This is a genomic window from Myxococcus sp. AM009 (assembly GCF_013372605.1).
Taxonomy (GTDB): Bacteria; Myxococcota; Myxococcia; order Myxococcales; family Myxococcaceae; genus Myxococcus; species Myxococcus vastator.
Map to the genome: position 1 here is coordinate 23,908 of NZ_JABXEP010000044.1, position 17,452 is coordinate 41,359.

Genomic DNA, 17,452 nt, shown 5'->3' on the forward strand with positions numbered 1-17,452 from the left:
CGTCATTTCAGGAGAAACGAAGGACTACTTCTTGTCCGTCGCGGCCGGGGCGCCGGCGTCCGCCTGCTTCACCAGCGACAGGTCCAGGTTCACGGTGACTTCCTCGCCCACCGCGACGCCGCCCGTCTCCAGCGCCTGGTTGTAGGCCAGGCCGAAGTCCTTGCGGTTCAGCTTGGTGGTCGCCGTCACGCCCGTGCGGGTGTTGCCCCAGGGGTCCTTGGACTCCTTCGACGGGCCCGTGACGTCCAGGACGACGGGCTTGGTGACGCCGTGCATGGTCAGGTCGCCGGTGACCTTCAGCTTGCCCTGGCCCGCCTTCTGGACCTTGGTGGACTTGAAGGTGATCTCCGGGAACTTGGCCGTGTCGAAGAAGTCAGGGGCCTTCAGGTGCGCATCGCGCTTGGCGTTGCCGGTGTTGACGGTGGCCGCGTCCAGCACGGCCTCGACCTTGGACTTGGTGATGTCCTTGTCATCCAGGTTCACCGTGCCGCTCTTCACGTTGAACGAGCCGGTGACGTTCGACACCATCATGTGACGGACGGAAAAGCCGGCGCTGGAGTGCGAGTCATCCACCTTCCAGTTGGAGGCCAGCGCGAGGGACGGGAGGGCGAAAAACAGGGCAACGGCGCTCTTCATGGACGTCTTCATCGGGGGTGTGCTCCTGGGAGATACAGCGAAGTCAGGCGCGCAGCGCGAAGCTGCGCATGGACAAGGTTCCGTGATGGAAGCCCTCGAATACGGGGGTGAGACGGTCCTCGGGGAGGGCAGCTCCGAGGACGAAATAGAGCGGCATCAAATGTTCGGCCCTTGGATGCGCGAGCCGCGCGTTCGGTGCCTCCAACCATGCTTGAAGGCCGGTGAAGTCTCGCGCCTCCAGCTTCCGCGCAATCCACGCATCGAAGGCCGCGGCCCACGGCTCGACGGACGCCGCCTTCTCCTGGAAATTCAGCCGGCGCAGGTTGTGGACGATGCCGCCACTGCCCATCAACAGCACGCCCTGCGCGCGCAGCGGCCGGAGCAGCTCGCCCATCCGCGCGATGTCCGCGGGGCTCGCGCCCAGCGGCATGGAGACCTGGACGACGGGGAGCTTCGCCTCCGGGAAGGCATGCAGCAGCGGCACCCATGCGCCGTGGTCCCAGCCGCGCTCCGCGTCGGCCACGGTAGGCAACCCGCCCGCCTTCAGCCGGGAGACCACGTCCTCGGCCAGCGACGGCGCACCTGGCGCGCCGTAGCGCAGGCGGTAGAGCGCATCGGGGAAGCCATGGAAGTCATGGATGAGGGGCGGCTGCGCACTGGCGGTGACGCGAACCTCGCCGGGCGTCTCCCAATGGGCGGACACCACCACCAGGGCCCGCGCCTGGGCCTCGCCGCCGAAGCGCCGCAGCGCTTGCGGATAGGCATCCGCGTCCAGGGCCACCATCGGTGAGCCGTGGGAGATGAACGCCGCGGGGGCCACCGCCTGGCCGCCGCCAGGGCCACCCGTCCCCAGCACGCCCGCCACCCCGGCCGCCGCCGCGCCTTGAAGCACCACGCGTCTGTCGAGTTCGTCGCCCATGACGGCCGCCTTCTAATGCAACCGGAAGACCACGACACCGAAAACTCCAACCTATTGGATTTGCTCCATTCCTAAAACCCTCCGTGCAGCGAGACTCTCAAAACGATAGAGACTCAACTCATTCTGGAAGGAGTCGTACAGCGTGGATGGCCGTTTCGAGCTGGACTTGAGTGAGCTGCTGTCCTTCGAGCCGGGGGGCGGGCTCATCCACTTCGGGGACCAGCGCGTGCTGCTGATGGACCCGGTGGCGCTGGGGCTGCTCCGCAAGGAGCTCATCGGGTTGATGGGGATGACGGCGGCGCGCGGCACCTTCACGCGTCTGGGCTACGCGCACGGCTGGCGCACGGCCGAGGCGATGAAGGGCGCGGTGCCCTGGAAGGACGAATCCCTGTGGCGCCGTGCCGGAGGGCGGCTGCACACCCTCCAGGGGCAGGTCCGGGTGGAGCCCGTCCAGCGCCGCGCGGACGAGGGCCCGGAGCCCTTCGCCGAAGCGCAGTGGCGCGACTCCTATGAAGCCGAGCAGCACCTGCTGCACCTGGGCCAGTCCGACCAGCCGGTGTGTTGGAGCCTCACCGGCTTCGCGTCCGGCTACATGAGCTACGTCAACGGCAAGCCCATCTACGGCACGGAGCTGCGCTGCGTGGGCAAGGGCGACGCGGCCTGCCACTACGTGGGCCGGCCCGCCGAGGAGTGGAGCACCGAGTGCACGGAGGTGCTGCGCCTCTATGAGACGCAGTGCATGGAGGGCATGCTGGCGCAGGTGACGGAGGCGCTGCGGCAGGCGGAGCGCAAGCTGCGCGCGAAGCGGCAGTCGCTGGCGCGCGCGGGCGTGACGGAGGACCCGGCGGGCATGGTGGCGCGCTCGGAGGCGATGCAGCGCATCATCAACCTGGCGCGCAGGGGGGCGAAGGTGGACTCCACGGTGCTCGTCACGGGGGAGAGCGGCGTGGGCAAGGAGCGCATCGCCCGCCTCATCCATGACGAGTCCGGCCGCGCGCACAAGGCCTTCGTCGCCGTCAACTGCGCCGCCGTCACGGAGAGCCTGCTGGAGAGCGAGCTGTTCGGCCACGTGAGAGGCGCCTTCACCGGCGCCACCCACGACAGGGCCGGCCTCTTCGAAGCGGCCCATGGCGGCACCCTCTTCCTGGATGAAGTGGGCGAGGTGCCCCCGTCCATGCAGGCCAAGCTGCTGCGCGTGCTGCAGGAGCGCGAGGTGCGCCGCGTGGGCGAGAATGCCAGCCGCAAGGTGGACGTGCGGCTGGTGGCCGCCACCAACCGCGAGCTCGCGGAGGAGGTCCGCCAGGGGCGCTTCCGCCAGGACCTCTACTACCGGCTGCGCGTCATCGAGCTGAAGATTCCGCCGCTGCGTGAGCGCCGCGACGACGTGCTCCCCCTGGCGCGGCTGCTGCTCGCCGAGGCCGCGGAGCGGCTGGGTCGCAGGGTGTCGGGCCTGTCCCCGGACGCGGCGGACCAGCTGCTGCGCTACGCGTGGCCCGGCAACGTGCGCGAGCTGGGCAACGCCATGGAGCGCGCGGTGGCGCTGTGCGAGGGCCCCCGGGTGGAGCGGGACGATTTGCCGGAGGAGGTCCGCGCCGCGCCCCCCAGCCTGGTGCCCACCGGCAATCCACAGCGGCTGGAGGACATGGAGAAGCACTACATCCTGGCGGTGCTGGCGCAGAACGGCGGCAACCGCGCGCGCACCGCCGAGCAGCTCGACATCGGCGTGGCGACGCTCTACCGCAAGCTCAAGCAGTACGGCCACCCGGAGGCGGCCCACTGAGCCGCCGAAGGGCCCGGCGTCAGTTGAGGTACTGGTCCCGGTCCGGCCGGTCCTTCCGCACCACCTGCAGGTGCTTGGAGCGGCCCTTCAACTGACGCTGCAGCCGCCAGTGCTGCAGGTGCAGCCACAGCTTGCGCGGGTTGGCGCCCCGCACGTAGGCGAACGCCATGCACAGGCCCAGCAGGTCCGGCACCTGCGTCTGCCAGCCGCTGGTGATGGCCGACAGCACGACGAAGCCCGCGCCGACGCCCGCCAGGGCGTTGCCCGACAGCGGCAGGCCCCAGAAGTTCGTCTGCCCCCGGCCAATGGTGAGCCCGTAGGACACCCACAGCACCGACGTCATGACGTTGCCGCCCGCGTACGCCTGTACCGTCGCGCCGGGCACCAGCATGGCCAGCAGCGAGGTGATGAGGCCCGCGCTCACCGCGATGCCCAGCGCCACCATCAACAGGCGCCTGCCGCCCCAGATGGACTCCAGGTAGCCGCCAATGGACCAGGTGATGATGGCGCCGAAGATGATGCCGATGGGGCTGGACTCGATGAAGGCGTACGTCAGCGGCTGCCAGAGGTAGAGCCTCCCGAACACCAGGTCCGGGAACAGCAGCAGCAAGCCACCCGCCTGCGACTTCGTGAGGTGGAACATCACGGAGCCCGCCACCAGCGCCACCGCCAACTTGGACGCAGTGGTCTCCAGGCCGGGCAGTCCCATGCCGCCGCCCCCGCCTCCGAAGCCCCTCATCGGTCGCATTCAGTACACCATCCTCTCGTTGCGCAGAGCCGTCCAAAGGTGGTGGAACATCGCTCGCTTCGCAACCCCAAATGACGAAGGGCGCCCATCCCCGACACCGGGGAGAGCGCCCTCGAACACCCACGCTTCGTCAACTGCCGCGCGGCCGATCAGGCCTTTGGCTTGTAGAAGAGCGTGATGGTCAAGCAGTGGAACTCCTTGTCGGAGGACTGCGTCACCACTCTGTCGACCACCTCGAGGTTGGAGTTCTCCTTGAGCCACTTGGTGATGTTCTCACCCATGTTCTCGCGGTCACGCGCGAGCGTGGTGGAGAACACCTTGACGCCCGTGAAGCTGATAACGCCCATTCCGACCCTCGTCATAAACCAGAGATTCTGGACGTTTACCCCGAGACGATTCCGCCATCAAGAATCGGGCCCGACAATCCGGCCCTGGCGCCTCTCGGGCGTCCCACCTGGGGGGTTGCGCCCGGGCCTCGCACGGAGCGCGCGGGCCCGGGGGACGGAGCTTCACCGGCTGCTGGCGGCCTTGCGCGACAGGCAGGTGACCTCGTCCTTGCAGGCCGGGCCAATGCCCTCGGGGTGTGCCGTCAGGGGCGTCTTGTCGCTCTCCTCCACGCCACACACCACGCACTTGCGCTTGCGGTTGCGACGCTCGGCGCGGCGCTGCTCCGCGATGGCCTTGGCCCGCTCACGCGCCGTCTTCGCGTCCACCTCGTTGCTCATCTCGCGTCCTGGTTGAAGGTCCTGTGCCATCAGAGCGCCTCGACGAGCACCGCGATGCCCTGGCCGCCACCGATGCAAGCGGACCCGATACCATAGCGGGCACCGCGGCGCTTCAGCTCGTACACCAGCGTGGTGGTGATGCGCGCGCCCGACGCGCCCAGGGGGTGGCCCACGGCGATGGCGCCGCCGTTGACGTTGGTGCGCTCGCGAGGCAGGCCCAGCTCCTTCTCCACCGCCAGGTACTGCGGCGCGAAGGCCTCGTTGACCTCGAAGAGGTCAATGTCCGACAGCTGACACTGGGCGCGCTCCAGCAACTGGCGGATGGCCGGCGCCGGGCCGATGCCCATGATTTTCGGATCGCACCCGGAGACGCCCCAGTTGACGAGCCGGCCAATGGGCTGCAGGCCGTGCTGCTTCACGAAGCTGCCGGTGGCCATCACCATGGAGCCCGCGCCGTCGCAGATGCCGCTGGCCGCGCCCGCGTGCACCACGCCGTCCTTCTTGAAGACCTTGGGCAGCTTGCGCAGGCTCTCCACCGTCGTCTCCGGGCGGTTGTGCTCGTCCCGGGACACCACCGTCTCGCCCTTCTTCGTCTTCAGCGTGACGGGGGCGATTTCATCCTGGAAGCGGCCCGCCTCCTGCGCGGCGGCGAAGCGCTTCTGGGTGAGGACGGCGTACTCGTCCACCTGCTCCTGCGTGAGCGAGTAGTCCACCGCGAGCTGCTCGGCGGTGAGCGCCATGGCCTGGCCGGTGTAGCTGTCGGTGAGGGCCGTCCACAGCATGTCCTCCAGGCTGCCCTTGCCCAGCGGCAGGCCCCAGCGGGCGCCGCGGATGACGTGGGGCGCCTGGCTCATGGACTCGGTGCCACCGGCCAGCACGACGGAGGCCTGCTCGGTGAGCATCAGCTCCGCCGCCGTGACGAAGGCCTGGAAGCCGGAGCCGCACAGCCGGTTGACGCCCAGCGCGGGCACGGGGACGGGCACGCCGGTGCGCAGGCCCACGTGGCGCGGCAGGTAGATGGCGTCCGCGCTGGTCTGCACCACGTTGCCGTAGACGACGTGCTGGACGTCTTCCGGAGACACCTTCGCCTGGGCCAGCGCGGCCTTCGCCGACTCCACGGCGAGGTCGGTGGCGCTGAGGTCCTTTAGGCCTCCCCCGTAGGTACCGAACGGGGTGCGCTTGCCGGACAGGAAGTAGATTTCCTCGTTCTTGGACACGCTCTTCATGGTGGTCGTCTACCTACTCTCATGGGGCGCGCGGTGCACGCGCGCCGTGACGTCGTGACGTGTGGGACGGGCGGCCCTAGGGCGCGCGCTGCCCGAAAAAAGCGCTGGCGACGATGGCAAGCGCGATGACGGTCCACAACAAACCTTGAAGGTTCTGTTTCCGGATTTCCTTGCGACCGAGCCCCTGGTACCAGGAACGCCCGGCGGCCACCCTGCCTTCCCAGGTGAAGTCCCCGGCGGGCTGCAGCCCGTCCAGGCGGCGCAGGTGCGCGCGCAGCAGGCGGTCGGGAGGCGCGTCCTCCAGTGAACCCGTCAGGTAGACGCCGGGGACCTCCAGCGCCGGGCGCCGGTAGTCCGCGGTGATGACGAAGCCCCCGGAGGCCAGGGGGGTGAGGAGGTACAGCCGGGGCACGCCGCCCTGCCCCGCGTGGAGCGTGGCGAAGACGCGCTCACCCGGGTGGGCCCAGTCGTAGGAGCGCGTGGCGCGCTGGAGGCGCGGCTTCTCCTCGTGGCTGCCCAGCGGCGTGAACCCCAGCGCCTGGAGCTGGTTGGCGCGCCCCGACAGCTCCAGGGGCAGCTCCATCTGGTCCGCGGGGGCCTCGGGCTCCACCCGCACGCTGGACGGGAAGAGGAAGAGGATGCCGCGCCACAGGTTCATGGACAGCAGCACGAGCGCCAGCACCAGGCCGGCGACGACGATGCCCAACTCGGCGAGGACGTTCATGAGGGGAGGACCTCCAGGTGCATCGCCCCCCGCGCCACGGGCGCGAGGAGCCGGATGAGGGAGGTCAACAAGGCGGGCCGACCGGAGACCATGGCTCCGGGACCCTAGCGGAAAGCGGCGCCCGCGTGCGCTGGGTTCAGCGCCGGGACGCGCTGGCCGGCAGCGTGCGCCAGCGCTCGACGTCCGCCGGGGTGAGCGGGTCCTCGCCGCGCAGGAACCGCTCCAGGTGGCCCAGCGAGTCCACGCCGAAGAACAGCTCGTCGTCCGCCAGGAAGGTGGGCACGCCAAAGGCCCCGGCGGCCACCGCCGCCTCGGTGTTGCGGCGGACCCGGTCCTTCACCTCCTGCGTCTGGGCCGCCGCGAGCAGCGCCTGGGCGTCCAGCCCCGCGGCCTGAATCGCCGCGCCCACGGCCTCGGGCGACTCCGCGCCCTTCCCGCCGCCCCAGGCGGAGGCGTACAGCGCGCTCACCAGCCGGCTCCGAGCCTCCACGTCCTCCACGGCGGCCGTCACGCGCAGCGCGAGCAGCGGATTGAAGGGATGCGTCGGCGGCGGCGCGAAGGGCACGCCGAAGTCATGGGCGATGCGGAAGGTCTGCTTGAAGACGTAGCCGCGCTTGGCCGCGACCTCCGCGGGGCCGAGGTTTCCCGTCGCGTTGAGCACCCCCGCCAGCAGCACGGGCACCGGCTCCACGGCGCGGCCATGGCGCGCGGCGAGCGCCGGCAGACGCGTCCAGGCCAGGTAGGCATACGGCGAGATGAAATCCAGCAGGAAGCGCAGTGGGGTATGGGCCATGGCCCGAGTCTAACGCCCCACGTCCGGGCTGGGAGGACACAGTCCCGTCGACCTTCGAGCGTCACATCAGGCGCTCTGACGCAGCGCCCCGGCCCGGCGCTGGAGCGCGCCCCGCAGGGAGCTGGCCAGGGCCAGCAGGCTGGAGGCCCGGGCATCCGTGAAGGCCGCCTCGGCCGCCTCCAACGCCACCACCGAGGCCTCCGCGTCCCGCGCGCGCTCCGCGAGCGACAGGCGCACCAGCCCCACCTGGAGCACGTTGCCCGTCAGCTCCGCCAGCGCGAGCGCCCTGCGCAGGTGCACCAGGCCCTCCTCACCGGGCAGCAGCGCCGCCAGCGCCCGGCGGGAGAGGATTTCGTCCCACGGGTTGGCCAGCACCGGGTCCGTGGCCCGCGCCAGCGCCGCCTCCGCCGCGTCCTCCGCCGTCACCAGGTTGCCCTGCTCCCGCTCGAAGCGGGACTGGTAGACGCGCAGCAGCGTCTCCATGCGGACGCCGCCCTCGCGCGCGGCGGCCAGGGCCACGGGCAGGGAGCGGCGCGCCGCCCCCGCATCCTCGAAGAGCACGTCGCGGCAGGCCTGGTACACCCGCAGGTGACACTGGAGCCACCGGTCCTCCGGCAACACCCGCGCCAGCGCCTCGGCGCGGGACACCACCGCGGCCACGTGCTCGTGCTCGCCGCGCTCCAGGTAGTACGGCGGCGTGAAGAGGGCCAGGTTGCGCTCCATCAACCGAGGGTTGCCCAGCCGCCGCACCAGCTCCGTCTTCTCCGTGAAGGCCGGGACGAACGCCGCGCCGTCGCCCGTGAAGGCCGCGCGCGTCACCACCGAGAACAGATGGAAGCCGCGCACGTCCGTGAACCCATGGGCCTCCGCCACGGCGTACCCGTCGCGGAGCGCCTGCGCGTCCAGCGGCTCGCCGCGCAGCGCCAGGTTCAGGTTCATCGTGAAGCCGCCCATGCCCAGCGCCCACGCCAGGCGCTTGGGCAGCCGGCCCGTCACCTCGCACAGCCCGCGCAGCCGCTTCAGGTGCTCGTACTGCGTCTCCAGCACGCCAGCGAAGCGGCCGGTGTAGGCACACAACTGCGCGGGCGCCAGCTGCGCCGCGGCGCGATAGGGCGACACCTCGGGTTGCTCGGCCCGCACGCGCTCCAGCAGCGCCGTCAGCTCCTCCGTGCGCCCCACGCTGGCCAGCGCCATGGCCTGGAGGATGCGCAGCTCGGCCTGCTTCCAGAAGACGTCCGCGGTGCTGGCGAACGCATCCGCCTCGCGCTCGCGGAACAGCGCCTTCAGGCGCGCGGGGCGCTCCGCTTCCGGCGCGGCGCACGCGGCCTCCAGCGCGGCCACCGCCTGCGTCCGCCCGTCCTCCAGGTCCACCGTGGACGCCCAGTGCGCACTCAGCTTCCTCGCGAAGGCGAGCGAGGTGGGCGGGTCGCTCGAATAGCCCACCTCCACCATCGTCACCCAGATGCGCAGCAGCAGCCTGTCTCGGCCCGGGAAGTCCGGCGCGGCCTCCAGCAGCATCGCCGCTTCCTTCAGCAGCAGCGTCGCCTCCAGCAGCGCCTGCGCCTCGATGGCGGCGCGGCCCGCGTCCAGCAGCGGGCCAATGGCCAGCTCCGGCTCCGACGAGCGCAGGTAGTGCCACCCCACCGTGCGCGACAGCTCCGGCCGCGACGAGTGCAGCGTCTGCAGCGCCACCGCCACGCGGCCGTGCGCCACGCGCCGCGCCTCCTCGGGCGTGCTGTCGTAGACGGCCTGGTGGACGGTGTCGTGCGTGAAGACGTAGCGGCCCTCCGCCTCCTGGAGGAACTGCCGCTCCACGATGCCGTCCAGCACCGCGAACAGCTCGGACTCGGGCAGCTCCGCCAGCGCGCGGAGCATGGGCAGCTCCAGGCTGCGGCCCGCGGGCGCCAGCTGGCGCAGCAGCGACACCTGCTCCGCGGGAGCGCTGCCCAGGCGCGCGAGCACCGCGTCGTGGATGCTGGCGGGCAGCGGCCGCGTGTCCAGTCCCTCGACGGCGTTCCACCGGCCGCCCACCCGCGTCAGCGCGCCCTCCTCCACCAGCGCGCGCAGGCACTCGGTGGCGAAGAAGGCGTTGCCGCCCGTCGTCTCATGCAGCCGCGTGACGAAGGCCTCGGGCACGGCCAGCCCCGGTAGCGCCAGCTCCACCAGCGTGCGCACGTGCTCGGCGGCCAGCGGCTCCAGGTCCATGCGGGTGGTGATTTTCTCGTCCACCGTCTGGAAGGCCAGGCTCAGGCGGCTCAGCTCGCCGGAGCGGAACGTGCCCACCACCATGCCGCGCGTGCCGTACAGCGCGCGGATGAGGACGTTGAGCACCTCCAGCGTGGCGCTGTCAGCCCACTGCAGGTCTTCGAAGCACAGCACCAGCGTCATCCGCCGGCCCAGCGCCTGCACCCACTCCGCCAGCGCGCCGAAGAAGGCCAGCTTCTCCTCGCCCGCCACCGGGTGCGCTTCGCCCGCGTCCGGCGTCAGCCCCGGGAGCAGCTGGTGCAGCTTCGGCCCCAGGCGGTCCATCATCTCCGAGGGCGTGAGCGGCACCAGGCAGCGCACCGCCTGGACGATGGGCGTCAGCGGCGCCTGCCCCTCCGCGCGGCACTGGCCCCGGCCGAAGGGCAGCTCCGCCAGCTTCGCCTGGAGCTCGAACTCCTGGAGCAGCCGCGTCTTGCCCACGCCCGCGGGCGCGCCGATGAGCACCGCGCGGGACTGGCCCCAGTCCGCCTCGGCCAGGCCGTTCATCAGCGCCTCCAGCTCCGCGGCGCGGCCCACCACCTCCGGCACGTGCAGGTAGCTGGCGCGCGCCGACAGCGGCTCCTCCGGCATCGGCTCGCCAATGGCGTGGCAGAGCGCCTCCATCAGCTCGCTGGCGTCCTGGAAGCGCTCGCGCGGGTCCTTCGCCAGCAGCAGGAGGATGATTTCCTCCAGCTGTGGATCCACCGGACAAATCGTGGACGGCTTCGGCGGCGGCCGCGTCAGGTGGTCCGCCAGGAGCGCCGCCGGGGTGTTGCGCTTGAAGGGCAGCCGGCGCGTGGCCAGGTAGTAGGCCATGACGCCCAGCGAATAGAGGTCCGCGCGCCCGTCGATGCTCGCGCCGCGCTGCCACTCCGGCGCCAGGTACTCCAGCGTGCCCTTGAGCCGGCCGGGGCTGGGCGTGCCCAGCTGGTGCATGACGCCGAAGTCCATCAGCTTCACCGCGCCCGCGCTGGTGATGCGGATGTTGCTGGCCTTGATGTCGCAGTGCACGTACAGCCGCGCGTGCAGGAAGGCCAGGACCTGGGACATCTGGATGAGCACGCGGTACAGCGTGCGCGTGTCCAGCGGCGACTCACGCCCCAGCGAGCTCAGGTCCTGCCCGTCCACCACCTCCATGGTGATGAAGCGGTTGCCGGCCTCCGTCATGCCCCAGTCGAAGACCTTGAGCGTGCCGGGGTGCTGGAGCTTCTTCATGGCGAAGAACTCGTGCCGGAACATCAGCACCAGCTCCTCCGTCTTGCCCGCCGTCAGGCCCGCCGGAACCTGCATCTCCTTGAGCGCCACCCGGCGGTGCTCGTGCAGGTCCGTGGCCAGCCAGATGCGGCCCATGCCGCCCTCGCCCAGCAGCCCTTCGACCCGGTAGCGCCCCGTCACCACCATGCCCACGGCCAACGAGCGGCGCTCCCCGGCGCGCGCTCCCGGCAGGGTGATGGGCGTGCGGATGCGGTCCCCCCACGAACTTGGAGGACGGCTGCGCTCGTCCAGGACTGCTGTCTTCTCCTCGTCGCTCACGAAGGGGAACCGGCGGGGTCAGCGAAATGCAGAAGTTCATGGGATATCACGTTTCCTTGCGACAGGCACACCTCATCGGTGCCGTGTCGGCGTTGAGTGGCGCACCGCGCGTGAGGCCCTGGCGACGAGCACCTGACAACACGGGGCGCCGCTGGACGGCTGCCTGGCGGCCCTGCCCGAAGCCCTGGACGCGTGGGTGCATACGCAGACGGCTGGAACCCAGGGGTGCTGGGCACCCCCTCTTGCCCCGGCTGGCGCGTGGGGTGATGCTGGGGCTTTCGCCGGGGGAGCGCGTGTGCACCGGGCACCGCCGGGCGGCTGCCTCCCTGAGAGTCGGGGTGTCGTGAAGCCGAAGGTCCTCATCGTCGAGAACTCATGGACGATGCGGGAGACGCTCCGTCTCCTGCTCTCCGGCGAGTTCGACTGCACCACGGCGGCCGACGGCGAGTCGGGGCTTCAGCAGGCCCTGTCGCACCCGCCCGATGTGCTCATCTCCGATGTGAACATGGACGGAATGGACGGCTATGCGCTGTGTGGCCACTTCCGCGCCGAGCCCACGCTCAAGCACATCCCCGTCATCTTCGTCAGCGGCTATGCGCCTCGCACGGAGGGGCCCGCGGACCAGCCCGTCCCGGACGCGTACCTCGTCAAGCCGGTGAAACCGCCCGTGCTCATCGCCCAGCTTCACGCGCTGCTGGCTCGCGCGGAGGCCGTCACCCCGGCCACGCCCACCATCCAGCCCGCGTGGAAGAGCTGAGGCCGCGCACCCCGAAGCACCCCAGCCCCGGCACGGCGCGTCCCGAGTGGGAAGACGGGCGCCGGCCGCGCCGGACCGCGGGACGTCCGCATGGCGTCCGGGCGTTGCCACCAATGAACGGGTGACACGCGGGGTGGTCCGGTGACGATTCGATGCAAGCGGGCGTACGAAGCAGCAAGCCGCACGGATGGGCGGCGCTTCCTGGTGGAACGGCTGTGGCCGCGAGGCGTGCGGAAGACAGCGCTTCCCATCGAAGCCTGGCTGAAGGACGCCGCCCCCAGCACCGAGCTGCGGAAGTGGTTTGCACACGACCCCGACCGCTGGTCCGAGTTCCGCCGCAGGTACGCCGCCGAGCTCGCCGCGAACCCCGCCGCGTGGCAGCCCCTGCTCGAAGCCGCGCGCCATGGCACGGTGACGCTCGTCTATAGCGCCCACGACACCGCGCACAACAACGCGGCGGCCCTGCAACAGTTCCTCGAAGAGGCGTCTGGCGGCGCCGCTCCGAAGAAGCAGCCATGCGCCTCGCGGCGAGGCCGGGGCCGCTCGACGCGGCACACCTGACGTGCCGCCCCGGCGGCACGCGCGCCGCGGCTCAGCTCCCCCGGTACGTGGAGTAGCCGAAGGGGCTCAGCAGCAATGGGACGTGGTAGTGCTCGTCCGGCGCCGCGAGCTCGAACACCACCGTCACGGACGGATAGAAGCCGCGCACGCCGAGCGCCCGGAAGTACGCCCCGGTGTCGAAGGACATCCGGTAGACGCCCGGCTCCACGCGGGCGCCCTGGGGCAGGAAGTCGCGCACGCGGCCGTCGTCATTGGTGACGCCGCGAGCCAGCTGCTTCCATTCGCCCGAGTCGCCTTGCAGCTCCAGGGTGATGGGAACACCGGCCGCCGGCCGGCCCCGGTTCGTGTCGAGGACGTGAGTGGACAGGGTGCTCATGGCGCCAGCAGCTTCTCCAGTCGGATGCGGGTGATTTTCGCCTGCTCACCGGCCGCGATGCGCAGCTCCTCGTCCGGTGCGTTGTCCAGCCGCTCGCGCAAGAGCTCCAGCATCTCCGCCGCGCTCTTGCCCGTGGCGCACACCAGGAAGATGAAACCGAAGCGCTGCTCGTAGGCGGCGTTGCCTTCCGCCAGCCCTTGCAGCACCGCCTCGTCCGCGCCCTGCACCCCGCCCTGCTCCTGCGAGGACCATGAAGCGGTGGACGCGAACTTCGCACGCAGCTGGGACACGTCACCGATGCGCGGGTGATGCGTCATGGCCTCGCGCCAGTCGTCCGGCCCCGTCTGCTTCCAGAGCCACGCCGACTCCGAGAACAAATGCTCCTCGTCGCGAAAGGGCCGTGAACGCACCATGCCGTCCGCCCAGCGGGACGCCCCGCAGCAGCGCATCAGCTCCGCGCGCGCCTCCGACGGCAACATGGCGTTGAGCCGTGTCAGTCCGCTGCTCATGCCGGCCGCCCGTGGACTCGCAGCCGGCTGACGCCGCCGTCGGGATGGATTTTCAGACGCACATGGGTGAAGGGCCCCTTCGCCGCCAGCTCGGCCTCGTAGAAGTGGCGGTGGTGCGCCTGGAGCTTCGTGCGCGGCAGCAGCTCCGTCCACGCGAGCTCATGCGCGTTGGCGAAGTCCACCACCGGCTCGCGCAGGTAGCAGCCTTCAATGGAACAGGAGTCCGGGTAGTTGCCCTTGAAGAAGGCCGTGTCCACCTCCACCCGCTCCACGGTGCCCGGGACGGCGAGCTTCACCACAATCCAGTCGAAGCCCGGCAGCACACGCTTGCGCCGCGTCTCCCAGCCCTCGCCCATGTTGGCGGCGCGCCCCGGGAGGATGAGGTTGTCCTTGGGGCCGAAGAAGGAGTCGTTGCACGCCACCACCGTGCCGCCATTCTCCGCCGCCGCCAGGTCCACCGCGCCGCCGGCGTGGGACAGGCGCGCGAGGTCCGGACGCACCTCGCCATGGACGCGGAAGCGGGCCACGCCGCCATCCGGGAAGATGTTGAGCCGCAGGTGCGTCCAGCGCTGGTCGCTGGCGATGGGGAACAGGTTGCGCGTGCCGCCCTGCAGCTTGAGCTGCGGGAGGATGGGCGTCCAGGTCGCCTCGGCCAGGGCCTCGGGCGTGGGCGAGCCCTCCACCTCCAGCGCGTCCACCGAGGCGTACTCGGGGAAGTTGCCGAGGAAGTGGTTGGTGTCGATGTCCACGCCGCGCACCACGCCCGGCAGGCCGAGCTTGAGGATGCACCAGTCGTGGCCCGGCACGCGCTTGCGGCGCGACTCCCAGCCGTCCATCCACTTGCCATTCTCCGTGAACTTGCCGGGGATGAAGATGCCCCGGCCGGGCTTCAGCAGGTTCTCCTTCCCCGCGAAGAACTCATCGCTGGCCAGCAGCGCCTGTCCGCCCACGTTCTCCGCGGCCAGGTCGATGAGTTCGGTGAAGGCGATCCGCAGCTTCCCCTCTTCGGGTGCGTGCATGGTGTATGTCTCCCAAGTGCTTCAAGCAGCGGCGCGCGTCCCCACGGGGCGGCGCACCCAGAGTCCCGACGGGCGCGGCATCGGCTGGCCGCGCTCGAAAACCTTCGTCCCTCGCAGGAACGTCATCTCCACCACGCCCGTCAACGTCCTGCCCGCGTACGGCGTCATCGGATGACGGTGTAGCAGGCGCTGTGGCTCCACGGCGAATGAAGCGTCCGGGTCGAACACCACCAGGTCCGCGTCCGCGCCGGGCGCCAGCGTCCCCTTCACGCCCGCGAGGCCCACCAGCCGCGCGGGGGCCTCGCACATCCAGCGCACCAGTGACTCCGGCCCCAGGCCGCGCCGCTTCGCCTCCGTCCACACCGCGGGGAGGCTGAGCTGCAACGACGCGATGCCGCCCCAGGCCGCGCCGAAGTCGCCGCGCTCCAGGTGCTTCAGCGCGGGCGTGCAGGGCGAGTGGTCCGACACCACCAGCTCGATGTCCCCCCGCGCCAGCCCGGCCCACAGCCGCTCGCGGTTCTCCGCTTCACGGATGGGCGGCGCGCACTTGAAGTGGGTGGCGCCGTCCTCAATCTCCTCCGCCGTGAAGCTCAGGTAGTGCGGACACGTCTCCACCGACACATCCAGGCCCTCGCGCCGGGCCTCGCGCAGCACGGGCAGCGCCTCCGCGGAGGACAGGTGGACGATGTGCACGCGGCAGCGGTGCGCGCGCGCCAGGTCCACCATCATCTGAATGGCCTCGTTCTCCCAGCGCTTCGGACGGGACTCCAGGTAGCCGCGGTACGTGCGGGCGTCCCCACCGGGTGTCAGGCCCTCCACCGGGGACTCCAGCTCCGCGTGGACGATGAGCGGGATGCCCCGGCGCGCGAGGATGGGCATGGCCACGTCGAGCACCTCGCGCGTCGCATGCGGAAACTCCTCCACGCCAGAGGGGCACAGGAAGCACTTGAAGCCGGAGATGCCCGCGTCGATGAGCGCCTCCAGCTCGCCCGCGTTCCCCGGGATGACGCCGCCCCAGAAGGCGTGGTCCACCTGGCAGCGCCCGTGGGCCGCCTCGGCCTTCAGCTTCAGCGCCGCCAGCGTGGTGGTGGGCGGCAGCGAGTTGAGCGGCATGTCCACCACCGTGGTGATGCCCCCCGCCGCCGCCGCGCGCGTGGCCGTCTCGAAGCCCTCCCATTCAGTGCGGCCGGGCTCGTTGATGTGCGCGTGGCTGTCCACCACGCCGGGCATCACCACCTTGTCGCCCACGTCCACCACCGGCAGTCCGGCGGGGAGCTCCGCGTGAGACACCACCGCGGCCACCTTGCCGCCACGCACCACGACCGCCGCCTCGCGCACGCCTTCGCCTGTGACGACGCGCCGGCCGCGCACCACGAACTGCGCTCCACTCATGGCTCGAATTCCTTCTCGTCGTAACCCGCCAGGGACTCGAAGAACGCGTCCCGGTCATCCACGTAGAGCTGCCGCGTCACCCCGGACACGAGCCGGGGCAGGCCGTACTTCATGCCGGAGATGCTCGCGCCCCCGAAGCCCAGCGAGAGCAGGCAGCCAAAGGTGAAGTTGAAGATGCCCTGGAGCCAAGGCGCTTGCCCCGGGTGTTTCTCTTGAAGCTCGAAGTGCGCGCCCAGGTACGGGTGCCGCAGCAGGTCCGCGTGCGACTGCCCCTCGGGCGGGGTGTACCGGTCCTTCCACAGGGCGATGTCGCCGTGGAGGCCCGCCAGCTCCGGGCGCAGCGACAGGTCCGTCACCGTGCCGCTGCCGATGATGAGCTTGTCGAACATGAACTGCCCGTGAGGCGTGGTGACGCGCACCTGCCCGTCCACCTCCTCCGCGCCGAGCCAGGGACTGCCGCCGTGTAGTTGGAACTGGGGAAAGGCCCGCGCCCGGCTGAAGGTGTCCGACGGTGGAAGCTGCCCCATCTCGATGATGCGGTGGATGAAGCGCCAGCGGTCCGCGTCCGGCAGGTCCGCGTGGTGCTTGAGGAAGCCCACGAACTCCGCCCAGCGGTAGGGATTCACATTGGGCAACGTCTTGCGCCGGTAGAAGAGGTGGACCTCGGCCGCGCCGTGCTCCAGCGCCACGGCGGCGTTGTCGAACGCGGACGCGCCGGCGCCGAGCACCCCCACGCGCTTGCCACGCAGGGCCTCGAAGTCGATGGCGTCCCGCGTGTGGGCGTACAGCTCGCGCCGCAGCCCGGCCACCACGGCGGGCACTTCCCAGCGCCCGGAGCCGTCGATGCCCGTGGCCAGCACCACCTTGCGCGCATGGACCACGTCCGTGGTGCCCTGGCGCGTGTCGATGAGCGGGACGGCGAAGCAGTCCTCCTCCGCGCTCCAGGCGATGGCCCCCGCGCGCGCGCCACACCGCACGGGGATTTCGAGCGTGCGGCGGTACCAGTCGAGGTAGTCCGCCCACAGCTCCTTGGGGATTCGGACCACCGCCTCCCACGAACCTTCGCCGTGCTGCGCCTCGTACCAGGCCTGGAAGCAGAGGTTGGGCAGGTTGTGGTCCGGGCCCGTCAGGTGCTTGGGCGTCCGCAGCGTGTGCATGCGGGCGAAGGTCTTCCACGGCCCGGCGAGGCCCTGCTCGCAGTCATCCACCACGAGCAGGTTCGTGACGCGCTCACGCATCAACCCGAAGGCGGCGGTGAGCCCGCTCTGCCCGCCACCAATGACGAGCACGTCCAGCACGGCCTGGCCATCCCGAGCGCGGCGCGGCAGCACCCAGGGCCTGCGTGGGTACTCCAGCTGCTCCAGGTCCTTCCGGATTCGAGCCTCCAGCGCGGTGAGCGCAGGGGCGGAGGGCGACTCGGCGGGGCTCGTGGGGACGCGCATGGGCCACATCGTACCCGCGCACCGCGTCAGCGAGCCAACACGCCCCGGATTGAGGGGGAATTGTCCGA

The 17,452-nt window shown here is 70.8% G+C and carries 17 protein-coding genes; 3 read left to right on the forward strand and 14 right to left on the reverse strand.

The window, feature by feature from the left end; all coding sequences use genetic code 11:
* Window positions 1-24: 24 nt before the first annotated feature.
* The gene (locus tag HV824_RS13505) at window positions 25-648 is read right to left on the reverse strand and encodes a YceI family protein (protein ID WP_176423451.1); all 624 of its coding nucleotides are present in this window, start codon (window positions 646-648) and stop codon (window positions 25-27) included.
* Between the two features lie 31 nt (window positions 649-679).
* Entirely contained in the window at window positions 680-1,555 is an 876-nt protein-coding gene (locus tag HV824_RS13510) for a dioxygenase (protein WP_176416868.1), read from the reverse strand.
* A 142-nt stretch (window positions 1,556-1,697) separates the two neighbouring features.
* Here HV824_RS13510 and HV824_RS13515 point away from each other — a divergent pair, with 142 nt between their 5' ends.
* The gene (locus tag HV824_RS13515) at window positions 1,698-3,335 is read left to right on the forward strand and encodes a sigma-54-dependent Fis family transcriptional regulator (protein ID WP_176416867.1); all 1,638 of its coding nucleotides are present in this window, start codon (window positions 1,698-1,700) and stop codon (window positions 3,333-3,335) included.
* A 19-nt stretch (window positions 3,336-3,354) separates the two neighbouring features.
* Here the strand turns inward: HV824_RS13515 and HV824_RS13520 are convergent, their stop codons facing one another.
* The 7 genes from HV824_RS13520 to HV824_RS13550 all read right to left on the reverse strand — a co-directional run bounded on the left by HV824_RS13520 (window position 3,355) and on the right by HV824_RS13550 (window position 11,202).
* On the reverse strand, window positions 3,355-4,083 hold the full coding sequence (locus HV824_RS13520) for a DUF1751 domain-containing protein (protein ID WP_176416866.1): 729 nt from the start codon (window positions 4,081-4,083) through the stop codon (window positions 3,355-3,357).
* Between the two features lie 149 nt (window positions 4,084-4,232).
* Window positions 4,233-4,430: a hypothetical protein gene (locus HV824_RS13525; RefSeq protein ID WP_013938428.1), complete on the reverse strand. Its 198-nt coding sequence runs from the start codon at window positions 4,428-4,430 to the stop codon at window positions 4,233-4,235.
* Window positions 4,431-4,592: 162 nt separating this feature from the next.
* Window positions 4,593-4,808 (reverse strand): hypothetical protein, encoded by a 216-nt coding sequence (locus HV824_RS13530; protein WP_163780860.1) that lies wholly within the window; start codon window positions 4,806-4,808, stop codon window positions 4,593-4,595.
* Between the two features lie 29 nt (window positions 4,809-4,837).
* Window positions 4,838-6,034 carry an acetyl-CoA C-acetyltransferase gene (locus tag HV824_RS13535; protein ID WP_176416865.1) on the reverse strand — a complete coding sequence of 399 codons (1,197 nt, stop codon included), beginning with the start codon at window positions 6,032-6,034 and terminating at the stop codon, window positions 4,838-4,840.
* A gap of 76 nt (window positions 6,035-6,110) precedes the next feature.
* On the reverse strand, window positions 6,111-6,758 hold the full coding sequence (locus HV824_RS13540) for a hypothetical protein (RefSeq protein WP_176416864.1): 648 nt from the start codon (window positions 6,756-6,758) through the stop codon (window positions 6,111-6,113).
* 136 nt (window positions 6,759-6,894) lie between these two features.
* The gene (locus tag HV824_RS13545) at window positions 6,895-7,551 is read right to left on the reverse strand and encodes a 2-hydroxychromene-2-carboxylate isomerase (RefSeq protein WP_176423452.1); all 657 of its coding nucleotides are present in this window, start codon (window positions 7,549-7,551) and stop codon (window positions 6,895-6,897) included.
* Between the two features lie 66 nt (window positions 7,552-7,617).
* Window positions 7,618-11,202 carry a serine/threonine-protein kinase gene (locus tag HV824_RS13550; protein ID WP_176416926.1) on the reverse strand — a complete coding sequence of 1,195 codons (3,585 nt, stop codon included), beginning with the start codon at window positions 11,200-11,202 and terminating at the stop codon, window positions 7,618-7,620.
* A 469-nt stretch (window positions 11,203-11,671) separates the two neighbouring features.
* Here HV824_RS13550 and HV824_RS13555 point away from each other — a divergent pair, with 469 nt between their 5' ends.
* Both HV824_RS13555 and HV824_RS13560 read left to right on the forward strand, forming a co-directional pair.
* Window positions 11,672-12,085 (forward strand): response regulator, encoded by a 414-nt coding sequence (locus HV824_RS13555; RefSeq protein WP_176416862.1) that lies wholly within the window; start codon window positions 11,672-11,674, stop codon window positions 12,083-12,085.
* A gap of 141 nt (window positions 12,086-12,226) precedes the next feature.
* Window positions 12,227-12,646, forward strand: coding sequence for a DUF488 family protein (locus HV824_RS13560; RefSeq protein WP_176423453.1), 420 nt, complete (start codon window positions 12,227-12,229; stop codon window positions 12,644-12,646).
* Window positions 12,647-12,677: 31 nt separating this feature from the next.
* Here HV824_RS13560 and uraH read toward each other — a convergent pair whose 3' ends face one another.
* From uraH to HV824_RS13585, 5 genes are read right to left on the reverse strand one after another with little or no spacing between them, the layout of a single operon-like run.
* Window positions 12,678-13,022 carry a hydroxyisourate hydrolase gene (gene uraH, locus HV824_RS13565; RefSeq protein ID WP_176423454.1) on the reverse strand — a complete coding sequence of 115 codons (345 nt, stop codon included), beginning with the start codon at window positions 13,020-13,022 and terminating at the stop codon, window positions 12,678-12,680.
* Window positions 13,019-13,531 (reverse strand): 2-oxo-4-hydroxy-4-carboxy-5-ureidoimidazoline decarboxylase, encoded by a 513-nt coding sequence (uraD, locus tag HV824_RS13570; RefSeq protein ID WP_176416859.1) that lies wholly within the window; start codon window positions 13,529-13,531, stop codon window positions 13,019-13,021. Before uraD ends, uraH begins: the two co-directional genes overlap by 4 nt.
* The gene (alc, locus tag HV824_RS13575) at window positions 13,528-14,550 is read right to left on the reverse strand and encodes an allantoicase (protein ID WP_176423455.1); all 1,023 of its coding nucleotides are present in this window, start codon (window positions 14,548-14,550) and stop codon (window positions 13,528-13,530) included. The genes uraD and alc overlap by 4 nt, the downstream gene beginning before the upstream one ends.
* Before the next feature lie 21 nt (window positions 14,551-14,571).
* Window positions 14,572-15,942, reverse strand: a complete 1,371-nt coding sequence (gene allB, locus HV824_RS13580; RefSeq protein ID WP_176423456.1) for an allantoinase AllB — start codon at window positions 15,940-15,942, stop codon at window positions 14,572-14,574.
* Window positions 15,939-17,384, reverse strand: a complete 1,446-nt coding sequence (locus tag HV824_RS13585) for an FAD/NAD(P)-binding protein (protein WP_176423457.1) — start codon at window positions 17,382-17,384, stop codon at window positions 15,939-15,941. Before HV824_RS13585 ends, allB begins: the two co-directional genes overlap by 4 nt.
* Between the last annotated feature and the right edge of the window lie 68 nt (window positions 17,385-17,452).